Annotated in this window: 22 protein-coding genes; 10 read left to right on the top strand and 12 right to left on the bottom strand. The window is 64.1% G+C overall.

Going from position 1 to position 22,085, the window contains the following annotated elements:
* Positions 1-3: 3 nt before the first annotated feature.
* The 9 genes from GQ651_RS06640 to GQ651_RS18665 all read right to left on the bottom strand — a co-directional run bounded on the left by GQ651_RS06640 (position 4) and on the right by GQ651_RS18665 (position 7,616).
* Positions 4-1,401, bottom strand: coding sequence for a CpaF family protein (locus tag GQ651_RS06640; protein WP_160763393.1), 1,398 nt, complete (start codon positions 1,399-1,401; stop codon positions 4-6).
* Between the two features lie 12 nt (positions 1,402-1,413).
* On the bottom strand, positions 1,414-2,622 hold the full coding sequence (locus tag GQ651_RS06645) for an AAA family ATPase (protein WP_160763394.1): 1,209 nt from the start codon (positions 2,620-2,622) through the stop codon (positions 1,414-1,416).
* A gap of 36 nt (positions 2,623-2,658) precedes the next feature.
* Entirely contained in the window at positions 2,659-3,372 is a 714-nt protein-coding gene (locus tag GQ651_RS06650) for a TadE/TadG family type IV pilus assembly protein (RefSeq protein WP_160763395.1), read from the bottom strand.
* Complete coding sequence (locus tag GQ651_RS06655; protein ID WP_160763396.1) at positions 3,369-3,899, bottom strand: TadE/TadG family type IV pilus assembly protein; 531 nt, start codon at positions 3,897-3,899, stop codon at positions 3,369-3,371. The genes GQ651_RS06650 and GQ651_RS06655 overlap by 4 nt, the downstream gene beginning before the upstream one ends.
* Positions 3,899-6,040, bottom strand: coding sequence for a TadE/TadG family type IV pilus assembly protein (locus GQ651_RS06660; protein WP_160763397.1), 2,142 nt, complete (start codon positions 6,038-6,040; stop codon positions 3,899-3,901). The genes GQ651_RS06655 and GQ651_RS06660 overlap by 1 nt, the downstream gene beginning before the upstream one ends.
* Positions 6,041-6,068: 28 nt before the next feature.
* Positions 6,069-6,896 (bottom strand): Flp pilus assembly protein CpaB, encoded by an 828-nt coding sequence (gene cpaB / locus GQ651_RS06665; RefSeq protein WP_160763398.1) that lies wholly within the window; start codon positions 6,894-6,896, stop codon positions 6,069-6,071.
* 34 nt (positions 6,897-6,930) lie between these two features.
* Positions 6,931-7,101, bottom strand: a complete 171-nt coding sequence (locus GQ651_RS06670; protein ID WP_160763399.1) for a Flp family type IVb pilin — start codon at positions 7,099-7,101, stop codon at positions 6,931-6,933.
* Positions 7,102-7,170: 69 nt separating this feature from the next.
* On the bottom strand, positions 7,171-7,374 hold the full coding sequence (locus GQ651_RS18660; RefSeq protein WP_227257978.1) for a Flp family type IVb pilin: 204 nt from the start codon (positions 7,372-7,374) through the stop codon (positions 7,171-7,173).
* 23 nt (positions 7,375-7,397) lie between these two features.
* Complete coding sequence (locus GQ651_RS18665; protein WP_227257979.1) at positions 7,398-7,616, bottom strand: Flp family type IVb pilin; 219 nt, start codon at positions 7,614-7,616, stop codon at positions 7,398-7,400.
* A gap of 794 nt (positions 7,617-8,410) precedes the next feature.
* Here GQ651_RS18665 and GQ651_RS06685 point away from each other — a divergent pair.
* The gene (locus GQ651_RS06685; protein ID WP_160763400.1) at positions 8,411-8,749 is read left to right on the top strand and encodes a TfoX/Sxy family DNA transformation protein; all 339 of its coding nucleotides are present in this window, start codon (positions 8,411-8,413) and stop codon (positions 8,747-8,749) included.
* Positions 8,750-8,816: 67 nt separating this feature from the next.
* Here GQ651_RS06685 and ndk read toward each other — a convergent pair whose 3' ends face one another.
* On the bottom strand, positions 8,817-9,239 hold the full coding sequence (ndk, locus tag GQ651_RS06690; RefSeq protein ID WP_160763401.1) for a nucleoside-diphosphate kinase: 423 nt from the start codon (positions 9,237-9,239) through the stop codon (positions 8,817-8,819).
* A gap of 141 nt (positions 9,240-9,380) precedes the next feature.
* Here ndk and GQ651_RS06695 point away from each other — a divergent pair, with 141 nt between their 5' ends.
* Genes GQ651_RS06695 through GQ651_RS06705 form a run of 3 tightly spaced genes read left to right on the top strand, consistent with a single transcriptional unit; the run spans position 9,381 to position 12,514 of the window.
* Complete coding sequence (locus tag GQ651_RS06695; protein WP_160763402.1) at positions 9,381-11,225, top strand: ABC-F family ATP-binding cassette domain-containing protein; 1,845 nt, start codon at positions 9,381-9,383, stop codon at positions 11,223-11,225.
* 40 nt (positions 11,226-11,265) lie between these two features.
* A complete protein-coding gene (locus GQ651_RS06700) occupies positions 11,266-11,895 on the top strand; it encodes a MarC family protein (protein ID WP_160763403.1) in 630 nt (209 codons plus the stop codon).
* A gap of 37 nt (positions 11,896-11,932) precedes the next feature.
* Positions 11,933-12,514 (top strand): retropepsin-like aspartic protease family protein, encoded by a 582-nt coding sequence (locus tag GQ651_RS06705; RefSeq protein WP_160763404.1) that lies wholly within the window; start codon positions 11,933-11,935, stop codon positions 12,512-12,514.
* Between the two features lie 58 nt (positions 12,515-12,572).
* On the opposite strand, the gene GQ651_RS06710 is transcribed toward GQ651_RS06705, so the two are convergent.
* Both GQ651_RS06710 and GQ651_RS06715 read right to left on the bottom strand, forming a co-directional pair.
* Complete coding sequence (locus tag GQ651_RS06710) at positions 12,573-13,025, bottom strand: DNA polymerase III subunit chi (RefSeq protein WP_160763405.1); 453 nt, start codon at positions 13,023-13,025, stop codon at positions 12,573-12,575.
* A gap of 17 nt (positions 13,026-13,042) precedes the next feature.
* Complete coding sequence (locus GQ651_RS06715) at positions 13,043-14,521, bottom strand: leucyl aminopeptidase (protein ID WP_160763406.1); 1,479 nt, start codon at positions 14,519-14,521, stop codon at positions 13,043-13,045.
* A gap of 134 nt (positions 14,522-14,655) precedes the next feature.
* Between GQ651_RS06715 and lptF the strand changes: the two genes are divergently transcribed.
* Genes lptF through rsmA form a run of 6 tightly spaced genes read left to right on the top strand, consistent with a single transcriptional unit; the run spans position 14,656 to position 22,050 of the window.
* Complete coding sequence (gene lptF, locus GQ651_RS06720; RefSeq protein WP_160763407.1) at positions 14,656-15,804, top strand: LPS export ABC transporter permease LptF; 1,149 nt, start codon at positions 14,656-14,658, stop codon at positions 15,802-15,804.
* Positions 15,801-16,901 (top strand): LPS export ABC transporter permease LptG, encoded by a 1,101-nt coding sequence (lptG, locus tag GQ651_RS06725; protein WP_160763408.1) that lies wholly within the window; start codon positions 15,801-15,803, stop codon positions 16,899-16,901. The genes lptF and lptG overlap by 4 nt, the downstream gene beginning before the upstream one ends.
* Positions 16,898-19,009: an LPS-assembly protein LptD gene (locus GQ651_RS06730; protein ID WP_160763409.1), complete on the top strand. Its 2,112-nt coding sequence runs from the start codon at positions 16,898-16,900 to the stop codon at positions 19,007-19,009. Before lptG ends, GQ651_RS06730 begins: the two co-directional genes overlap by 4 nt.
* Positions 19,009-20,226, top strand: coding sequence for a peptidylprolyl isomerase (locus GQ651_RS06735; protein WP_160763410.1), 1,218 nt, complete (start codon positions 19,009-19,011; stop codon positions 20,224-20,226). Before GQ651_RS06730 ends, GQ651_RS06735 begins: the two co-directional genes overlap by 1 nt.
* Before the next feature lies 1 nt (position 20,227).
* Positions 20,228-21,217, top strand: a complete 990-nt coding sequence (pdxA, locus tag GQ651_RS06740; protein WP_160763411.1) for a 4-hydroxythreonine-4-phosphate dehydrogenase PdxA — start codon at positions 20,228-20,230, stop codon at positions 21,215-21,217.
* Positions 21,214-22,050: a 16S rRNA (adenine(1518)-N(6)/adenine(1519)-N(6))-dimethyltransferase RsmA gene (gene rsmA / locus GQ651_RS06745; RefSeq protein ID WP_160763412.1), complete on the top strand. Its 837-nt coding sequence runs from the start codon at positions 21,214-21,216 to the stop codon at positions 22,048-22,050. The genes pdxA and rsmA overlap by 4 nt, the downstream gene beginning before the upstream one ends.
* The last annotated feature ends 35 nt before the right edge of the window (positions 22,051-22,085 follow it).

Genomic DNA, 22,085 nt, shown 5'->3' on the forward strand with positions numbered 1-22,085 from the left:
CGATCACGCTCCCCGCGACAGGAAGTTGGTCTGGCTCAGGTCGACGCCCGCCGCCAGCAGCTGCTCGGCGCATTTCGGGCGCATACCCGTCGCTATGAAGTCGCCAAGCACCTCGCCATTCGGACCCTTGCCTGTCTTCTTGAAGACGAAGATGTCCTGCATGGTGATGGTCTCGCCTTCCATGCCGGTGATCTCGCTGACGCTGACCACCTTCCGGTTACCGTCGGACAGACGGTTGAGCTGAACGACCACGTTGATGCCTGCCGCGATCTGGCTGCGCACCGCCGAAAGGGGAAGTTCCATTCCCATCATCGACACCATCTGTTCAAGACGGCTCAGCGCGTCGCGGGCGGTGTTGGCGTGGACCGTGGTCATCGAGCCATCATGGCCGGTGTTCATGGCTTGAAGCATGTCGAAGGTCTCTGCGCCACGGACCTCGCCCACGATGATGCGGTCAGGACGCATCCGGAGCGCGTTCTTCACAAGATCGCGCTGGAAGATGGCGCCTGCCCCGTTCGGGTTCGGCGGGCGGGTTTCGAGGCGGACGACATGCTCCTGCTGCAACTGCAGTTCCGCCGCGTCCTCGATCGTCACGATCCGCTCGTTGGGGCTGATCGAGCGCGACATGGCATTCAGAAGCGTGGTCTTGCCCGAGCCGGTACCGCCCGAGATCAGGATGTTCATACGCGCCTCGACCAGCGCCTTCAGAAGCGCCGCAGCGGGTTCGGAAAGCGAGCCAAGCTCGATCATCTTCTCCAGAAGGATCGGCTTTTTCGAGAATTTCCGGATCGAGAGGCTCGGCCCGTCGATGGCGCAGGGACGGATGATCGCGTTCACACGGCTGCCATCCGGCAGGCGCGCGTCGACCCAGGGCTGGCTTTCATCGACGCGGCGACCGATTGACGACACGATTTTGTCAATGATCCGAAGCAGATGACGCTCGTCCCTGAAGCGGACATTCGCCTTTTCCAGGATACCGAAACGTTCCACGTAAACCTTGTCATGGGCGTTCACGAGGATGTCGTTGATCGTCGGGTCGGCCAGAAGCGGCTCGAGCGGGCCATAGCCCAGAACCTCGTCCATCAGCTCGTCGACGATCTTCTTGAAATCCTCGGTGCGCATCGGCCGCTTTTCCTCGGCCAGCACCACCTGGGCGAGGTTCGCGACCTCGCGGCGGAGCTCGTCCGTCGCGACCTTGTCGATAACGCTCAGGTTCAGCCGCTCCAGCAGCGCTTCGTGCAGACGGGTCTTCAGCTCCAGCCGGTCCGTCAACTCCTTGTCGGTGTTGGTCAGCGAACGCAACGCCTGGCTCGTCACCTGCGCGGCGGCCTGATCCATGTTGACCACGGTACCATTGCCGGTCGCGGCGGCCTTGTCGGTTTTGCCAAATGACTTGAACATATCGTGGTCTCCTTACACTCGTGCTTTCGCCTGGTCCTTCGGCAGCGCCTGAAGCGTTGCCTTGGCCAGTGCGGCAATCCCCTTGGCGATTTCCGACCGGGCGGCCACTTCGCTGAGGGGTTTTCCATAATCGACCGCCTGACGCGCCGCCTTCGGATCATGGGCGATCCAGTGGTTGAACGGCATGTCGAGCGCTCGCGAGGCTTCCTTGTGATGCTCGGCTTTGAACATCGGCTTCTTCTCGTGGTTGATCACGATCTCGATCGGCAGCTCGACATTGTCGGCCAGAACGAAATCCATCAGGCGCCGCGTGGCGCGGATCGACGGCACCGACGTATCGGTGACGATCATGAACTGGTCGCATTCCGTCAGAATGGGCTCGAGCCAAGTCACCAGCGCACGCGGCATATCGATCACCACATAGTCGAACATGGTCTTCAGCGTCTGCACCAGCGCCTCGACTTGCTGCGGCTGCATCGCTTCCAGCGGGACGAAGCTGGATGGCGCCGACAGCACGGCCAGCCCGTTGGGCGTACGGTCAATCGATTGCTCGATCCATTCGACATCCGGAAGGAAGCTTTCCGACGCCAACTGCATCAGCCCACCTTTTCCTTCGATGTCGAGAAAGTCGCCAACCGTCCCGAATTGCAGGTCCATGTCGACGAGGATGACCCGATTGGAGGCCTCTTTCTTGAAGGCACCCTTCCGGTCCAGAAGCTGATCTGCAAGGTTCACGGCGACGGTGGTGGCGCCGATGCCGCCCCGCGCCTGCTGAACGGCAATGACCCGGCCCTTTGCGGCCTTGTCGCCGCTGTATTTCTCGACCAGCGCCGCGCGGCGCTTTTCGATCCAGGTATTGACCTGCTCGGCAAGTTCGCTGTCCGGCATCGGATAGGGCAGAACATCGTCCACGCCCGAGCGGCTGAGCGCGCGCACCTTGGACAGCGGGAGATCGCCATCCGTCAGAGCGAGATAGACCGTGTCGGGCCCGCGCTGCTCTGTCAGCACTTCGATTGCTGACAGGTCGGCCGCGTTCGACGGATCGGTGGCGAAAATCACCACGTTATGATCGGCGGCCATGCGGACCGCAGTGCCGTTCAGCTTCGAGACGCTGGACGATTCCCGAGACAGCTTGACGCCCTCGAGGCCTTCCAGAACGCCACCGACTGACTTCGCAATATCCTCGTCGGCAGAAATGAGAAGAATGGAACTGTTGCTCATTATCTTTGTCCTGACCTTTTGCCCCCGAGCGGCCCGTTAGCCGTTCATTCCAGAATTGATGTCTTCACCCGGCACCGTGGCGCTGATCCCCGGGAAGGGGATTGTACCGCCCTTCGCCGGCACGCCGCTGGTGTCGGCGGCACCCGCGTTCGCGGCAAGCGCCGAGAGCGGTGTGACGAAGGTGAAGCACGGGTTTCCGTTGCAGTTGTTGTCGCCCACGCCGATCAGCTCGGCTGTGATCACCGGCACATAGGGTCCGCCGACAAAGCCCAGACGATTGTCGTGGCCATAGGTGATACGCACATTCGCCGCCGACAGGTTGTCGGGCAGAAGTGGCGCCATGCGGTCCCAGATATTCTGCGCGGCATCCTGACGGACCTGATCGCCAGACGTCAGGGCGGATTGCAGCGTGCACTGCGGCACCGGCGACGGCACCTCGCAGACCCCCTGCGTCCCATCCCAGCAAAGCGTGCCTGCCGGATACTGATCCGGAGTGCCGAGCGAGCGGAAATGGAACGGTGGCACGCCATCACAGACCGCCGGTCTCAGCGATGCGGTACGGGCCGCCTGCTGCACGGCTTTCTCGGCCGACACCCAGGTATAGCCGAGCCGCGCGAAATCGAGGATCGCGAAGAGGATCAGCAGAAAGAGGCTGATGCAGATCGCGAATTCGACCATCGTCGTGCCATCCTCGCGCCGCAGAAAGCCACGTGGCCGGCACATATCCTTATGAACAAGATACTGTTTCATATGCCATAAATCCGCGATTCATCGTTCACGATATGATCGATGGGGTCGAGCAGCGGCTGCCCGTTCAACTCGAGAATACCCACCAGCGGGAAGGTGATGCGGAACTGGGCCTCAAGCTCGGCCACCGGCACGATCGGATCGCGGAAGGCGCCTGCCACGCATTTGATGCGAGACTTGACGTTCACCAGCGTCACATTCGCCGGAAGCAGCGTATCGACCTCAGTCGCCATATTGCGGAAGACGATCGGATAGAAAACGTCGCCCGAAGTGCCCGTCTCGGGCGTGCCGAAAGACGGCGTGCTTGTGGAGGTCTGACCCGCGCAGGAATCTTCCGCCGTGATCCGCGCCATGTAGCGCGTCGCATCCCGCACGCCCTGCACCGCCGCCTGGTAGCTGAAGAACAGCCGCGAGAACTCGACGATAACGAAGAAGGCCAGCAGGAAGGGCGGCAGGATCAGTGCGAACTCGACCAGAGCCGCCCCGTCTTCGCGCCGCTTGAAGCGCTGGAGGAAACGAACCGCGCGCATCACTCGGCCACTCCGAGCGGACGGTTACGGTAAAGCTGAACCAGGTTCCGGAACCGGCCCGGGCGCACCTGGGTCTCGCCGGTGTTCAGCGCGGGACCGATGATTTCAACAAAAATTTCCTTCTTCTTCTTGTCGACCGGATCGTCATCAGACGGGCTGATCAGGAAAACCTCGACAAAATAAGTGGCGCGCACGTCGGTCGTCTTGCCGCTGATCTTCTGCGCCCCACAATCCACCGCTGCCGCAACAAGCGTCCGACGCCTGGGATCAAGCGAGAAATTGCTTTCGTCGGCCACACGCGAGCAGTACGGATTGGTGGACCCGAGACGATCGTAGTTGGTCGGACCCTCGATATCCCGAATAAGCTCGCGGGGGCGCGGAACAAGCACAGCCTCTTCGCCAGGGCCCGAAATGTCTTCGACAATAAGACTGGCCCCGTCCGCTTCATCATTGAAGGTGTCGACGGTGTTGTCCGGATCGAGATTGAAGACGAGATTCGGCACCTGATAGAGCGAGCCCGCGACTTCGGCCTGGTAATAGTCCCATTTGGTTGACCCATTCGGGATGATCGGGAAATTGCTATAATCAACGGGCGTCGCGCCAGCAGGCAGATTCCGATTGATCATCGAGGTTTTGGTCAGCTGATCGGGATCTGGAATCTGATTGCCCGCTCCATCGACACTCGGAGTTCCATCGGCTTCCCTCTGGACCAAGCCGGCGTCGATCAAATCTTGTGCGGTGTAGTCGGTCCCATAAACGGCTTCCGGGCGGAAAGGATCGTCGCGGTGATACTCCTCGCCAGCGATTGTCATCATTTCACCGCCAGTGGTGATGTCACCCGAAAGGATCGTCCCTGTACTGTCAAAGTCGCGGGAATAGTTCGTCTCGACATACTTAAGTCGACCATCTTCCCAATCCGCATTCCCGTAGCGCAGCTCGCCCGAATAGTTGCCGCAAGTCCCAAAAGGATCGGCTGCTGTTGACTTGAAACAGTCATCCGGCGGCAAAGCCATGGTCGTGGTTGTCGACGTTTGGCCTGAACCGCACACGCCATCTGCCTCATACGCCTTGTTCACAACTGGCGCAGGACGATAAGTCGGATCATCCGCAACCTGGCTCGAAGACGACGAATAGATGTCGAACCTCGTATCGAACACCGCCGCCACGTTGCCTTCCTTCTGGCCGGGCAATGTCGTCAGAAGCCCGTTTTCGAAACAAAGCGTGGCGCCTCCCTCGGCTGCAAAGAGGCATTCGTACAGGTTGTTACCCGAAAGGCCCTGGCACGGTCCGTCCAGATCGACGACCGTATCCGGCACCTGCTCGCGGATATCGAGCCAGGTAAAGTTGCCGGGCTCCCAATAGGGTCCGCCCTGACCACCGCCGCCGTCACCGTCGCGAAGCCGAATGGTCTGGCCGATATGATCCGCAGGATCCCACGGCTCGCCCGACATGAGACTATTGCCCTCAGGCATGCAGAAGAAGACCGGCGATACATCGCAAGCAAGACTGGTGTAGCCCGCAACAGATTCCGCGCCGATCAGCTCGGAGGGAAGCGTGTTCGTGCCGAAGATCGTAAGAAGACGGGCGAAGACCCACGGCACCGTGATCCGCGTATCGTTCGTGCCGTCGTCCAGAAGCGCGACGCGAACGAACCGTGCGAGGGCATCACTGGCCGGATCGGTGTCCGAAAGCGGCGGGTTGGTCTGTCCGACCGCAATGCCAAGGTCTTCTTCGTCATCATCGGGCAGCGTTTCGTAGAAATAAATCTGGAAGTCGCCTGGGCCGAGAACCTTGTCTCCGTCGCCGATCACGTATTCGTCGAGGATCAGCTGATCGGCGGCCGCCTTGGCGCGCTGGATCGCACCCGGAAACCCGTTCAGTTCGCCCGCCGCGGCAAGGGCCACATGGTCAGTAAAGGACTGGATTTCGGTCTGGGTAGAGGCACGGCGGCCGATGTCAAAGGACAGGGCTGCGACAAGGAAGATGGCGGCGCAGCAGAGCGCGAAGAAGACAAGGATCGCTCCGTCTTCGTCTTTCTTGAACCTGGACACAGTCATACCGTTAACGCGGGTCCACATGGCAACACCCCTCGTTCGAGATACCGAAAACTTTCGTTCAAATTTTGGCGCTGGCCGGGCCAATACGTGCCGGCCAGCGTCGGATTTCAGGTCAGTTGACCGCCTGGTCGCGTTCCTTGACCTCGACCTCTTCCATCGCGACCGCACCACGGCGGACGGTGACGGTGGCCTTCGGACCCTCTTCGGTCGGGCTTTCGTCGCGGATGATGTCGGACAGGCGGATCGACTCGATCGGCTGATCTTCGTCGTTGGTCAGGCCGCGCAGCGACAGGCTGAGCGTCCCGGCCTTCTGGGCAAGCGCGAGCTTCTGTCCCTGCTCAGGGGTTACCTCGACGGTCACGGTCTTCGCGATGTTCGGGTTCTCGGCCTGCTCATCGGCCTGCTGGTCGACACCGACGATGCGGATCGACTGAAGGATGGTGAGTGCACGTAGTGAGCCGCCACCGCCGGTCGTCAGGACGATGTCGACGATATCGCCCGGGGTCACGAAGCCACCGACCGAAGTTGTGGCGTTCACGGTGATCGCCATGGCGCGGTTGCCCTTGGCAAGCGTCTGCGTGATCGTGACTTTCTCACCGAAGTCCGAAACCTTGTTGGCAAGGACCAGCTCGCCCTGCGCCATCGCGCGCTTGGCGCGACGGGGTTCGTTTCCGTCTGCGGGAAGCAGAACCGAGTAATCGCTGAAGATGCCCGGCGGCACCGCTTCGGCAGGCCACTGGATCGTGGTCAGCTTGTGACCTTCGACGGTCGAGCCGAAGGGAATGTCCTGGGCCGCGACGACGACGCTGACAAGCGCGGGTGCCTGCGGGTCGATGGACGCGGTCGCCGGCTGAACCTTCAGAAGTTCCTGAGAGGCATAGAGCGAGGCGCCAGCCAAGGCCATGCCGGCCATTGTAACGATGAGAGAACGGATACGCATTGGTTTACTCCTTGGCAGCGTTGGAGGCTACAACTCAAAAGGCGCTGGCGGTTTCGGCGATTTCGTTGCCTACGGCGGTACCGAGTGCAGAGATCGCAGAGGCCCCAACCACAATAGCTACGATCAGTGCAACGCCGTATTCCACAAGGGTCGCTCCGGAAGAGGACACACAAAACAAGTTCAGTTTTTGAGCAATTTTCTTCATCAAGACTCTACCCTCTGTGATGCCAATCAGAGGCGCAATTTCTGCGCCCCTGATTTATGCGAAGTTTGATCAGCAAGTGCCGTCTGCAACTGTGACTGAAACGCCGGTCGTTCCTGCAGGCGCCAGCGACGAGCAGCTGTCTTGCATGTTGGACTGGGTCGCAGACCCAAGACCGGTCATAACCGTGCCGCCGACGATAATGGCAAGCAGAAGCGCAACACCGTATTCAACAAGCGTTGCACCGGACTCGTCGTTAAGAAACTTATTTAGCATTTTTGATACTCCTATTGCACAGATCAGCAGGTTGCGTCGCCAGCACCTGTGATACTTCCGTCCGTACCAACAGTGCCATAGTCCAGAGCGGCACAACCGCCGTTTACGTTGGCTTGCACGTCAGCACCAAGCAACGAAAGCGTTGTACCACCGACGAGAATAGCGACGATCAGAGCAACACCGTATTCAACCAGCGTCGCGCCGCCTTCGTCTTTGGCAAAATTCATGAAAAGGTCGCGCATTTCAGATCTCCTTACATGCACATTTGTTAAGTACCGCGGGAACTGCGGCGTTACTGTCTGGCCCGGCGACTGTCCCCCCGGCCCGAAGACGATGGTAAGGTTTCGGTAACCTCTTGCGCATCGTCCGAACCGATGAAGAATACAACCTCAGGTGGTATTTGCGGGCAAGTTTGGCCGAAATGTGTCAAAATCGGGTGGGAGTTGCCCCAATTTGGGCGGCCTGGGCTGGCAAAAACCCGCCGAATCCACCCGAATCGGGCTGTGGGTAACCTCTCGGGAGTTCCCTTCGAGGACAACGCGGGCCTCATGATCGGACTGTTGCCGATTCGCGAATAATCTCCTGAAAATTAACCGTAAAAAAGCTGACCCGACCATCCGAATACGAAAAATCCATTGATTCGACGGGTTCGGCCTCTGAACGCCCTCTGTGGAAAACCGCGCCACACCCATGACTGCCCCCCTGTCGCGCGCAGAAAATCGCCGCCCCAATCGCGCCACAATGTCGCCACAATTCATACGGGCATTCCCCTGCCCCGAAATGGCCACAGCATTACCCCCTCGTCGCCGCCCCCTCGGCACGCCCTCCTGAAAGCCTTCGACTGCGGGCAAGGACCCGCCGCTATCCAAGGAGAGGGCCATGATCGACACCGATCGCACCCCGACCCAGACCGGACAACCCGCGCCGAAGGAGCCAAAAGGCCCGCCCCCCGAAAAAGAGGCACCGCCTCACAAGTTCGACGACTGGGCCTTGATCTGATCTTCTGCTCGGCCGCCCGCGGACCTATACCGGGCGTATGACCGCGCCCGTTTCCTCGATCCGCAATCTCGGCCCCGCCTCCGACGCCGCTTTCGCGCGCGCCGGGATCACCAGCGCCGACGAGCTGCGCGCACTCGGGCCGGACGAGGCCTATCGCCGGCTGATCGCGAGCGGAACGCGGCCCCACTTCATCGGGTATTATGCCATGGTCATGGGCCTTCAGGGCCGTCCGTGGAACGATGCGCAGGGGGCCGAGAAGGTCGCGCTCCGCGCGCGGTTCGATGCGATCAAAGCGGCTGCCGCCGGTTCGCCGGGGTCAGGCCTGCCAGCGGATCTCGCCGATTTCCTCGACCGTCACGGCATCAGACAGAGCTGAACGTCACAGCCAAAGAAAAAAGGCCGCCCGGTCGGGGCGGCCTTTCCTGATTGCTCGTCGCGGCAGCTTAGCCGACGATTTCGATGCCCGCGAAGAAATACGCGATTTCCTCGGCAGCGGTCTCGGCGGCGTCCGAGCCATGGACCGAGTTCTCACCCACGGATTCCGCAAACTCGGCGCGGATCGTGCCGGGGGCTGCATCGGCGGGGTTGGTGGCGCCCATGACTTCGCGGTTCTTGGCGATGGCGTTGTCACCTTCCAGAACCTGCACGACGACCGGAGCCGAGGCCATGAACTCGCAGAGCTCGTCATAGAACGGACGCTCGGCGTGGACCTTGTAGAACTCGCCCGCCTGCGCCTTGGTCAGGTGGATGCGCTTCTGAGCGACGATGGTCAGACCGGCCTCTTCGAACTTGGCATTGATCTTGCCGGTCAGGTTGCGCTTGGTCGCGTCGGGTTTGATGATGGAAAGCGTGCGTTCGGTCGCCATTGTGTCTTGCCTCTTGTCCTTGGGGAGAGCCCCGTCAAATTCCGGCGCCCGCCTAGCATGGACGCCGGACGATGGAAAGCCCGACCGCGCGCACAACTTCCCCGCTTTTCGCCCCCCGGTCCCTCTGCTAAGCGCCGTCTCATGCTGAGGCTCTCCGATATCCGCTACGCCGTCGAAGGCCGCCCCCTCTTCGAGGGCGCGTCGGCTTTCGTGCCGGACGGGCACAAGGTCGGCCTTGTCGGGCGGAACGGCACGGGCAAGACGACGCTTTTCCGGCTGATCCGCGGCGAACTGGCGCTCGAGGGTGGCGACATCGCGGTGCCGAAGGGCGCGCGGATCGGTGGCGTGGCACAGGAGGTGCCGGGGTCCGAGGTGTCTCTTCTTGACACGGTCATGGCCGCAGATGAGGAACGCGCCTCGCTTCTGGCCGAGGCGGAAACGGCGACCGATCCCGCCCGCATCGCCGAGGTGCAGACCCGGCTTGCCGATATCGACGCATGGTCGGCCGAGGCGCGCGCCAGCGTCATCCTGCGCGGTCTGGGCTTCACCGAGGCGGAACAGGCGATGCCCTGCTCTGCCTTCTCGGGCGGCTGGCGGATGCGTGTGGCGCTGGCCGGCGTGTTGTTTTCGGCGCCGGACCTTCTCCTTCTCGACGAGCCGACGAACTATCTCGACCTCGAAGGCGCGCTCTGGCTCGAGACCTATCTGGCGAAGTACCCGCATACGGTCATCGTCATCAGCCATGACCGGGGCCTTCTGAACCGGGCGGTGACGTCGATCCTGCATCTCGAGGACCGCAAGCTCACGCTTTACAACGGCCCCTACGACACCTTCGCCCAGACCCGCGCCGCGCGGCTGGCGGCCGCGGAAGCCGAGGCCAAGAAGCAGGAGGCCCGGCGCGCGCATCTGCAGTCCTATGTCGACCGCTTCCGCTATAAGGCCGACAAGGCGCGGCAGGCGCAGTCGCGGCTGAAGGCGATTGCCCGGATGACGCCGATCACGACCCCCGCCGAGGCGGCGCTCCGCCGTTTCACCTTCCCCGCGCCAGAAGACCTGTCGCCCCCCATCGTCAACATGGAGAGCGCGTCGGTCGGCTATGGCGACCACACCGTCCTGAAGCGTCTGACGCTTCGCATCGACCAAGACGACCGGATCGCGCTGCTCGGGCGGAACGGCGAGGGAAAATCGACGCTGTCCAAACTGATCGCGGGCAAGCTCGATCCCATGGGCGGACGCGTGACGCGGGCGCGGAAGCTCAGGATCGGTTATTTTGCGCAGCACCAGCTGGACGAGCTGCATGCCGACGAAACACCGCTCGAGCACATCCGCCGCCTTTACCCCGGCGAGACTCCGGCCAAGCTCAGGGCGCGGCTCGGCGGCTTCGGGATCGGCGCGGCGCAGGCCGAGACCGTGGCAGGGCGGCTGTCCGGCGGGCAGAAGGCGCGGCTGTCGCTGCTTCTGGCCACCCATGACGCGCCGCACCTTCTGATACTCGACGAACCGACCAACCATCTCGACATCGAAAGCCGCGAGGCGCTGGTCGAAGCGCTGACCGACTATTCGGGGGCCGTGATCCTCGTCAGCCATGACATGCACCTCCTCGGCCTCGTGGCCGACCGGCTATGGCTTGTGAAGGAGGGTGCGGTCGTTCCCTTCGAAGAGGATCTGGATGCCTATCGCCGGATGCTTCTGGACCAGCCCGCGCCCAAGGCCGAAAAACCCAAGCAGCGCACCGAAAAACCGTCCCGCCAGCAGATCGCGGAACTGAGACAGGCGGTGTCGACCGCAGAAGCGCGCGTCGAGAAGCTGACCGAACTTCGCGAGCGTCTGGCAAAGAAGCTGGCCGACCCCGCCATGTACGAGGCCGACCGCATCGCCGAGACCGAGGGCTGGCAGAAGAAATTCGCCGAGGTCGAGGAAGGTCTGGAACGCGCCGAGGCGCTCTGGATGCGCGCGCTCGAACGGCTGGAGGCTGCGGGCGGCTGACGGGCTTGCCCGTGAGCCCGCGACGTGATCCAAGTCGGACATGCTGGCAGAATACGCCCCCTTCATCACCGCCTTCGTCACGCTGGCCGTCATCATCGACCCGGTGGGCCTTGCGCCGCTTTTCGTCGCTCTGACCCAGGGGCAGGACGCCGCGCTGCGCCGCCGGATCGCGCTTCGGGCGGTTCTGACGGCCTTTGGGGTGCTCACAGTCTTCGGCCTATTCGGCGAGGCGGTGCTGGAATTCGTCGGCATTTCCATGCCGGCCTTCCGGATCGCGGGGGGCGCTCTTCTGTTTCTGACCGCGCTCGACATGCTGTTCGAGCGCCGGACCAAACGGCGCGAGGATCAGACCCATAGCGAAAAAGAGGATGACGATCCGTCCGTTTTTCCGCTCGCCATCCCTCTGATCGCGGGTCCGGGCGCTATTGCCACGATGATCCTGCTGACCTCGGAAGCTCCCGGCGACTGGGGCTGGATCGCGGCCATTCACGGCGTCATGGCGGCTGTCCTGGCGCTTGTGCTACTGTTCTTCCTTGCCGCCCCCACGCTCGAGCGTGTTCTCGGCCCTGTAGGCATCAACGTGACGACACGGCTTCTGGGAATGCTGCTGGCCGCGCTGTCGGTCCAGTTCATCCTCGACGGGCTGAAAGCATACGGTTTCGCGAGCTGACCTTTCGGCGCGCACCGTAAGCGCCTATCTTGATGCTATGGAAAACGTCGACGCCCCGTCCCTGATCTATCTGATCATTCTAATCGCGCTGATCGGCGGATGGTTTCTTGCCGAATACGGCCGCGGCTTCGGCCGCATCTTCCGCATGGCGTCTGCCTGGGGGATGATCTTCTTCGCTTTCGTCGCGGCCTATGGCCTCTGGGACGATGTCAGGGGTGACCTGATCCCGCAACAGGCGGTGATTGATGGCGGTGCGCGGATCGAAGTGCCGCGCAGCCGTTCGGGGCATTTTCATCTGGTTGTCGAGCTGGACGGCACGCCGGTCGATTTTCTCGTGGACACCGGCGCCACGGATATCGTTCTGACCCGCGAAGACGCCGAGCGTGCGGGCATCGACGTGGACGCCATCCCCTTCGTCGGCCGCGCCCGGACCGCCAATGGCGAGGTCTCGACGGCGCACACCACCGTGGACGAAGTGCGCCTGGGCACCAGCGTCCAGCGGAATGTGCCTGTGGCGATCAACGAGGGCGAAATGCCCGGCTCGCTTCTGGGGATGAGCTATCTCAGCCGCTTCGAGCGGATCGAGATCTCGGGCGACCGGCTGACGCTGGTGCCGTGAAGCCTTTCGTGGGGCTCCGCCCCACACCCCGGAGTATTTCCGAGCAGAAGAAATCCCCCTAGCCGCTTTCGGCCTTCATGGTCCAGCGCCCGTCTTCCTCGGCCCAGTATTTCGCCTTGAGGCCGCCTCCGGTCAGGCTGCGCCATTGCGCGCGGGCAGCCTCGACCGCACCTTCGTCGGCGCCGTTGAAGAGGATGCATGTGCGGGTCAGGCGCAGAGCCTCCTCCGGCGTGACCTCGGCCCCGTCTAGGGTCATCAGGCATTGCGCATCGTCCGGCACCGCGCCGGTCGTGAGCAGGATCGGCTGGTCCGCGTCATGGGGGCCACCCGCCACCCCGTGCGGGAGGAACCCCTCGCCCATCCAGAGCTGCCTATCGAGCGCTTCCAGCCGGGCAGCGTCCCGCCCGCGGAGCGCAATGCGCCACCCAGCACCCATCGCCTTGTCCAGAAGGACCGGCAACGTGGCCTCGATCGGCCGCTCGGTCAGGTGATAGAAATAGACGTCGCCCATCGCTTCTTCTTCCGGCCCTAGTCCTCGTGTTCGTCCCGAAGCCAGCGGTCGAGCGTGAGCACGCCCCAGCCCGTCGCGCCCTTGGGCGCAAGCGCCACATCGGCAGAACTGGTCGTGACCCCGGCGATGTCGATATGCGCCCAGGCCATGTCCTCAGGCACGAAGCGGCGCAGGAACTCGGCAGCCGTGACCGCGCCGCCCGGTCGTCCGGCGGAATTCTTCAGATCGGCCACATTGCTTTTCAACTGTCGCGCATAGTCCTCGCCCAAGGGAAGCTGCCAGAGCCCTTCCCCCTCGGCCTCGGCCGCGCCCAAGAGTGCGCGCGCCATCCGGCCGTCGGTGGAAAAGAGCCCTGCGTTGTGATGGCCAAGCGCCACCACCACAGCACCCGTGAGCGTGGCAAGGTCCACCATGGCGAAGGGTTTGAACCGGTCCGCGGTGTAGGAGAGGATATCGGCAAGGACGAGGCGCCCCTCGGCATCGGTGTTGTTCACCTCGACCGTATCGCCCTGATGCGTTTTCAGGATGTCGCCGGGTCGCATGGCGCCGCCGTCCGGCATGTTCTCGACCAGACCCACGACGCCCACGGCATTGATCCGTGCCTTCCTGAGCGCCAGAAGCCGCATGACGCCCGCCACCGTGGCACCGCCGCCCATGTCCATGGTCATCGCCTCCATGCCCGCCGCGGGCTTGAGCGAGATGCCGCCCGTGTCGAAGACCACGCCCTTGCCGAGAAGCGCCACAGGGGCCTGCGACTTGCCCGCTCCGGTCCATGACATGATCACAACCTTAGATGGGCTGGCGCTGCCCTGCCCGACCGCCAGAAGTGCGCGCATGCCCGTCTCGTGCAGGGCGTCTTCGTCCAGAACCTCGACCGACAGACCGAGCGCCTCCATTCCGGCAAGCCGGTCGGCGAATTCGGTCGTCGTCAGGACGTTCGCGGGCTCGTTCACCAGATCGCGCGCGAACCAAACGGCCTCGGCGGCGGCACGGGCGGCGGCGCCCTCCTGTTCCGCCTCGTCGGGGCGCGTGGTCAGAACGGTCAGACCACCCAGCGCAGTGTCGCCGTCGGTTCCCGTGGTGACATGCCGATCAAAGCGATAGGCCCCAAGGCAGACTCCAAGGCAAATGTCGTAGAGCGGCCGGAGGCTGCCTGCACAGATCGTGATCGGGTCGCCACCCGCGCGCTTGCCGATCAGCCCGCCCGCGCGCCGGGCCCGGATGCCGCGAATACGGCGGTCGAGCCGCACGACATCCACCGCACGCGCCGCCAGGCCGGACGGGTAGCCAAGCGTGTGCACGTCGCCCTCTTTCAGCTTGGCGAAGTCCTCGCTTTCCGCGAAGCGCTCCAGCGCGCCACGTGTCAGCCGGTTCACGCGCCGCGCCATCTGGTCGAGTTTTCCTGTCTCGGGCAGGAAGACGACGATGCGCCCCTCGGCCTCGGCCAGACCGTCGAGGTCGGGTTGAATAAAGGACAGCTCGGGCAGATCGGTCATGTCGGCGTCCCTCGTGATTGGCCCCCCTTGATAGAGCGCCCCTTCCCGGCTGACCAGCGCCGATCCTGCGGTTGCCGGTTTTCCCTCTCGCGGCAATGGTCTAGGGTCCGGCCACGTTCACCTGATGCGGACCGATGATCGGACGATTCGACAGATATCTTCTGGCGCAGCTCCTGATGCTGTTCGGCTTCTTCGCGCTGGTGCTTGTCCTGGTCTACTGGGTCAATCGCGCCGTTGTTCTGTTCGACCAACTGATCGCCAACGGTCAGTCGGCACTCGTCTTCCTTGAGTTCAGCGCACTCACCCTGCCCAACGTCATCCGTATCGTGCTGCCCATCGCGGCCTTCGCCGGGACGCTTTACGTCACCAACAAACTCACCTCCGAGAGCGAGCTCGTCGTGGTGCAGGCGACCGGGTTCTCGCCCTGGCGGCTGGCGCGGCCAGTCCTGTTCTTTGGCGTCATTGTCTTCTGCCTCGCATCGATCCTAGCCCATGTCCTTGTCCCGGCGAGCCTCCGCCAGCTTGATCAGCGCACGGCCGAAATCTCGGAAAATCTGACCGCGCGGCTTCTGACCGAGGGGCGGTTTCTGCATCCGGCGCGGGGGATTACCTTCTACATCCGCGAGATTTCGCCTCTGGGCGAATTGCAGAATGTCTTCCTATCCGACAGCCGCTTCGACGGTCGCCGGGTGACCTATACCGCCCGCGAGGCGCTTCTGATCCGGGGCGATACCGGGCCGTCCCTGATCATGTTCGAGGGGCTGGCGCAGGTGTATCAGGAAGACGGGCGGCGCCTGTCGATCACGCGCTTCGAGGATTTCGCATATGACCTCTCGGGCCTTGTCGATATCGGCGCGACGGCTCAACTGCGTCCGCAACAGCTCGGCACAGCTCAGCTCTTGCGTGCGGACGCCACGACGCAGGCACTGACCGGCGCCAGCCGTGCGACGCTGGTGGCAGAAGCCCATGAACGTATCGGCAACGCGCTGAACGGAATGATCGCACCGCTAATCGGCTTCGCGACGCTGCTTCTGGGAGGCTTCTCGCGTTTCGGAATCTGGCGGCAGATCGTGGGTGCAATCGTCCTTCTGATCGGGGTTCAGATGCTGACACGCGTGGGTCAGGATATGGTGCAGGGAAGTGCCGACCTCTGGCCTGCGGCCTATCTGGGACCGGCCTTCGGCGCGGTGCTTGCGATCGCTCTTCTTTTCCTTGCGGCGCGCCCGGCCCTGCTCAGGCGCCCCCGCTGGCGGCGACCCATCCCGGCAGGAGGTGCTCAATGACGCTGCACCTCTATTTCGCGCGCCGCTTCGCCAAGACGTTCCTGTCCGTGCTGCTGGTCTTCTTCGCCATCCTCGTCCTGATCGATATGATCGAGCAGATACGGCGCTTCGGCGAAACCGAGGCGGGCTTCGGCATGCTTCTCGGCCTGACCTTCCTGAATGTGCCCGAGACACTCTACGGTATTCTGCCGCTCGTCATGATCCTGTCCACGCTGGCGCTATTCCTCGGCCTTGCGCGGTCGTCCGAACTGGTCGTCACGCGCGCCTCCGGCCGCTCGGCTCTGAAAAGCCTTGTCGCGCCCGTGATCGTCGCTTTCGTCGTCGGCATCCTTGCCGTAGCGGTCTTCAACCCGATCGTCGCGGCGACCTCGAAGCAATACGAGGCGCTGGCCGACCGGCTCAGGGGCGGCGAGGTCTCGCAACTGTCGCTGACCTCGGAGGGGCTCTGGCTGAGACAGGGTGACGAGAGCGGCCAGACGGTGATCCGCGCCGTGCGCTCGAACCTCGACGGCACGGAACTGAGCGCGGTCACCTTCATGGGTTTCGACGGCGACGGACGCCCCGCCTTCCGGATCGAGGCCGACCGCGCAAGGCTGACCGAAGGCGCATGGGCCATCGAAGGCGCCAAGGAATGGCGGTTCGACACCGGACAGGCCATCCCCGAGGCCGAGGCATTCGAGACCGAACGGATGAGCCTTGCGTCGAACCTGACACGGGATCAGATCCTCGACAGTTTCGGCACGCCCTCTGCCATCCCGATCTGGGAACTGCCGGGCTTCATCCGGGATCTGGAGACCGCCGGTTTCTCGGCCCGTATCCACAAGACGTTCCTGCACATGGAGCTGGCGCTTCCCGTCCTGCTGGTGGCGATGGTGCTGGTGGGCGCGGGCTTCACAATGCGTCATACGCGCTTTGGACGGACGGGCATGATGGTCATGTTGGCGCTGGCCCTTGGCTTCACGCTCTACTTCATCCGCAACTTCGCCGCCATTCTGGGCGAGAACGGCCAGATCCCGATCCTTCTGGCGGCATGGGGCCCGCCGGTCGCCTCGGTCCTGTTGCCGCTCGGGCTTCTTTTACATTTGGAAGACGGATGATCCGCGCGCTTCTCCTGATCCTCGCTCTGACCTTTGCAGCGCTGCCAGCAGCCGCGCAGGCGCCTGCGACGCTCGTGGCCGACAGCGTGCTTGTCGAACCGACCGGACGCATCGTTGCCAGCGGCAATGTCGAGGTCTGGCAGGACGGCACCCGCCTGACCGCGGACCGTGTCGTCTATGACCGTCGGAGCGACCGGCTGACCGTTGAAGGCCCGATTACCGTTACCGAGCCGGGCGGCACGGTCTTTGCCGCAACCGAGGCGAGCCTCTCGCCGGACCTCCGCGCAGGTCTTCTCCGCTCGGCGCGGCTGGTACTGGACCAGCAGCTACAGCTTGCCGCCGCCGAACTGGCCCGAGTGAACGACCGATACACGACTCTCGACCGTGTGGTCGCCTCGTCCTGCGAGGTCTGCGCCGCGAACCCGACACCGCTGTGGGAGATCCGCGCACGCCGCGTCATCCACGATACTCTGGAGCGGCAGCTCTATTTCGAGGGCGCGCAGTTTCGGGTGGCGGGCCTTCCCGTCGCCTACATTCCTCGCCTTCGCATCCCGGACCCCTCGGTCGACCGCGCGCCCGGGATCCTGATCCCGAGGCTCCGCACCTCGTCGCAGCTCGGCACCGGCATCAAGGTGCCGTATTTCGTCCCCCTTGGCGCCCATGCCGACGTGACGCTGACCCCTTACCTGTCCAGCTCCACCAGAACGCTCGAGCTCGAATATCGCCAGATGCTGTCCTACGGCGAAATCGAATTCAGCGGCGCGGCCAGCGATGACGATATCGAAGGCTCGCGCGGGTACCTCTTCGGTCAGGCCAGGTACCGCCTGCCGCGCGACTTCATCGCGACGCTCCGCCTCGAACTGGCCAGCGACCCCGGCTACCTGTTTCAGTACAACTATTCCGAGCGCGACCGCCTCAGGAACGAGATCGACCTTGCGCGCGTCCGGGACAAGGACCTCTTCCGCGCGAGCATCACGGAATTCCGCTCGTTCCGCGAGGCGGACATCGCCATCAACGATCAACTGCCCGACCGCCATGTCGAGGTCGGCTATATCCGCGACATCCCCTCCCTTTCCTTCGGCGGGCGGACCACCGCGCGGGTGGACGCAGCCGCTCTCAACCGCCCTTCTTCGGACGACATTGTCGGCCGCGACGTGTCGCGGATAGGGGTCGGTCTCGACTGGCAGCGGACGGCGATCTTCGGCCCCGGCATCGTCGGCAAGGGCGAGCTTGGCCTCCGCGCGGACGTGTTCAACACCGACCAGGACACGGGCTTCACCCAGAACGTGACGCGCACGGTGCCGCGTGCGGCGGTCGAACTACGCTGGCCGCTTGTTCGCCAGACCGGCCGCGTTGCCGAAACCCTCGAACCGATCGCCCGTATCGATGTCTCTCGGGTGGGCGGTGCGGCCGTACCGCTCGAGGACAGCCGGATCGTGGAGTTCGACGAGGCCAATCTTTTCGCCCCAAGCCGCTATCCCGGTCTGGACGGCGTTGAGGACGGCGTCCGCGTGGCCCTTGGCGGCGCGTGGCGGCGCGAAACCGAAGGGGGCGTGACCACCGACGTGACGCTTGGGAGGGTCGTGAACCTTGACGGAGACCTCGGGTTCGCCGAGGGCACCGGTCTGGAAGGCGATCAGTCGGAATGGCTAGTGGCGGGGCGCCTCGGCCTTCAGGGCGAGCTCTGGGTGACCTCGCGCGCGCTTTTCGACGATCAGCTCAATTTCACGCTGAGCGAGACGCGCATCGACTGGACGAAAGGCGCAGGAAGCCTTTCCACCAGCTATATCCGTGCCGCGCCCGAACCGGCCGAAAACCGGACCATACGTCTGTCGGAATGGTCCTTCGAAGGCAGGTACGACCTGAGCGACCGTTGGGCCGCCTCGACCGACTGGCGCTATGACTTCACCGCCGGACGCGCGGCGCGTGTGGGTCTTGGTCTGGACTACCGGAACGAATGCCTGGAACTCGATCTTTCGCTCTCGCGTCGCTATGCGACCTCGTCTAGTGTATCGCCCACGACCGATTTCGGTTTTCGCGTCTCCCTTCTGGGCGTCGGCGCAGGCGGAGATCGCGAGGCGACAAGACGAGGGTGTAAGGGGTCGTGATGCGCTGTTCCCTTTGGCGTAAAGGTATCGCAGGTGCCGTTTCGGCGCTTCTGATCGCTGTTGCGGCATGGCCCGCCACAGCGCAGAACCGGTTCGAGCCGGTGGTCCGCGTGAACGAACGCATCGTGACGCGCTACGAACTGGACGAGCGCACCCGCTTTCTGTCGCTTCTGCGCGCGCCTGGCGATCCCCGCAACATCGCCCGAGAGCAACTTGTGAACGAGGCGATCCAGCGGGGCGCTGCCGAGGATTTCGGGATCGAACTGTCGGAAGACGGCCTGCGCGAAGGTATGAGCGAGTTCGCAGGCCGTGCGAACCTGACGGCGGACGAATTCATTGCCGCGCTTCAACAGAACGGCGTCAGCGCGGAAACCTTCCGCGACTTCGTGGGCGCCGGCGTGCTCTGGCGCGACTATGTCCGAGCTCGGTTCGGCGAAAGCGCCCGCGACATCCCCAGAAGCCAGGTCGAGCGCACACTGACCCAGCTCGGGACCGAAGGCGGTTTGCGCGTGCTCCTGTCGGAAATCCTTCTGCCCGCGAACACGCCCGAGACCGCCGCCGCCTCCCGCGCCCGTGCCGCCGAACTGGCGACAATCACGGACGAAAACGCATTCGCCGCCGCCGCTCGGCAGTTTTCGATTGCAGCCTCTCGCGCACGAGGCGGCGAGCTGAACTGGGTTGCGGTGGATACGCTTCCGCCGAATGTCGTTCAGGCCGTGGCCAACCTGACGCCCGGCCAGACCTCGCGCCCGATCGAGCTCGAGAATGCCATCGGTCTTTATTTCCTGCGGCAAGCCGAACGGATCGCCGCCGGCACGCCCGAGGCACTGGACGTGGACTATGCGCTCTTCATCACCGACGGCAGCGAAGGGGCTGCCGCGCGCGTTCTGGCCCGCGTGGATGTCTGCGATGATTTCTACGGCCTTGCCCAAGGGCTTCCCGAGGAACGGCTGATCCGCGAAACGCGCCCCGCCGGCGGACTTCCCGGCGACGTGGCAGGAGCCATTCAGACCCTCGACGCCAACGAGGCCGCCGTCATCACACGCGGCGGCGTCCCGGCGGTGCTGATGCTCTGCGCCCGCGCCCCTGCCGCCGAAAGCACCGTAGATTTCGAGATCGTCGGCACCCGGCTTCTCAATCAGCGACTTGGCGCGATCGCAGCGCATCACCTCGCCGAATTGCGGGCGGCGGCCTTTGTCGAAGACCTGACGAACTGACGTGTCCGGGTCCGGCCTGCCCCCTGTTGCGCTGAGCTGCGGCGATCCCGCGGGGATCGGCCCAGAGATCGCCGTCGGCGCCTGGAAGGCACTCAGGGATAGCCTGCCCTTTTTCTGGATCGGTGATCCCGCGCACCTGCCCGAGGACGCGCCCATGGCCCTGATCGACAGCCCGTCAGAGGCCATGGCTGCGGCGGCAGAAGGTCTGCCCGTCCTGCCGCACCCATTCCCTCGCGCCAATACACCGGGAACGCCCAGTCCCGAGAACGCCCCCGGCGTTGTCGACGTGCTGACCCGCGCGGTCGAGCTTGTGCGCGCGGGCGAGGCATCGGCCCTGACCACCGCACCGATTGCGAAAAAGGTTCTGGTGGACTGGGGCGGCTTCACCCATCCCGGCCATACCGAGTTCCTCGCCGATCTGGCAGGCGTCGAGCACGTTGTGATGATGCTCGCCTCGGAGGAGCTGAGGGTCGTGCCCGCGACGATCCACATCCCCCTGGCGGACGTTCCATCGGCCCTGACTGAAGACGGGCTGGAGGCCACGATCCGCATCACGCACGCCGCGCTCCGCCGCGACTTCGGCCTGCTTTCTCCCCGGATCGCCATCGCGGGCCTGAACCCGCACGCGGGCGAAGGCGGGCTGCTGGGGGCCGAGGAAGGCGCGATGATCGCACCGCTTCTGGACCGGCTCCGCGCCGAGGGACTCGACCTGATCGGTCCGCTGCCGGGCGACACGATGTTCCATGCAGCCGCGCGCGCACATTACGACGCCGCCATCGCGATGTATCACGATCAGGCCCTGATCCCGATCAAGACACTGGCCTTCGACCGGGGCGTGAACGTGACGCTCGGCCTGCCCTTCGTGCGCACCTCGCCCGACCACGGCACCGCCTTCGACATCGCCGGACGCGGCCTCGCCAACCCGACGTCTCTGATCGAGGCCCTGAAGCTGGCGCATCAGATGGCCGCTATGCGAGCGGCAGCGTCATGAGCGCCATCGACGACCTGCCGCCCCTGCGCGACGTGATCCGCGATCACGCACTGAGCGCGCGGAAGGCGCTTGGTCAGAACTTTCTTCTGGACCTGAACCTGACCGCCAAGATCGCGCGCGCGGCGGGCGACCTGACGCAGTCTGACGTGCTCGAAGTCGGCCCCGGTCCGGGCGGTCTGACCCGGGGGCTGCTGGCCGAAGGCGCGCGCCACGTGCTCGCCATCGAGAAGGACCCGCGCTGCCTGCCCGCCCTTGCCCAGATCGCGGACGCCTATCCGGGCCGCCTGACGGTGATCGAGGGCGACGCGCTCGACATCGACCCGCTCAGTCATCTGAAACCGCCGATCCGCGTCGTGGCCAACCTGCCCTATAACGTGGGAACCGAGCTTCTGGTGCGCTGGCTCACCCCCGCCGAATGGCCGCCGGTCTGGTCGACGCTGACGCTGATGTTCCAGCGCGAAGTGGCCGAGCGGATCGTGGCGGCTCCGGGGTCGAAGGCATATGGCAGACTCGCCGTTCTCGCCCAGTGGCGGACCGACGCGCGGATCGTTCTCGACCTGCCGCCCGAGGCCTTCACACCGCCCCCGAAAGTCCGCTCTGCCGTAGTGCATCTGAAAGCGCTCGACGAACCGCGCTATCCGGCGGACCCGGACGTGCTGCAAAAGGTGGTTGCTGCGGCCTTCAACCAGCGGAGAAAAATGCTCCGCGCGGCGCTCAAGGGTCTGGCCCCGGATATCGAGGACCGGTTGCAGGCCTCGGGCATCGCCCCGACCGACCGCGCCGAAACCGTGGATATCGAGCGCTTTGCCGCGCTCGCGCGCACCCTCGCCTGACACGAAAAAGGCCGCCTCGCGGCGGCCCTGCTGGT

Origin of the sequence: Kangsaoukella pontilimi (genome assembly GCF_009830125.1) — a bacterium.
GTDB lineage: Bacteria > Pseudomonadota > Alphaproteobacteria > Rhodobacterales > Rhodobacteraceae > Kangsaoukella > Kangsaoukella pontilimi.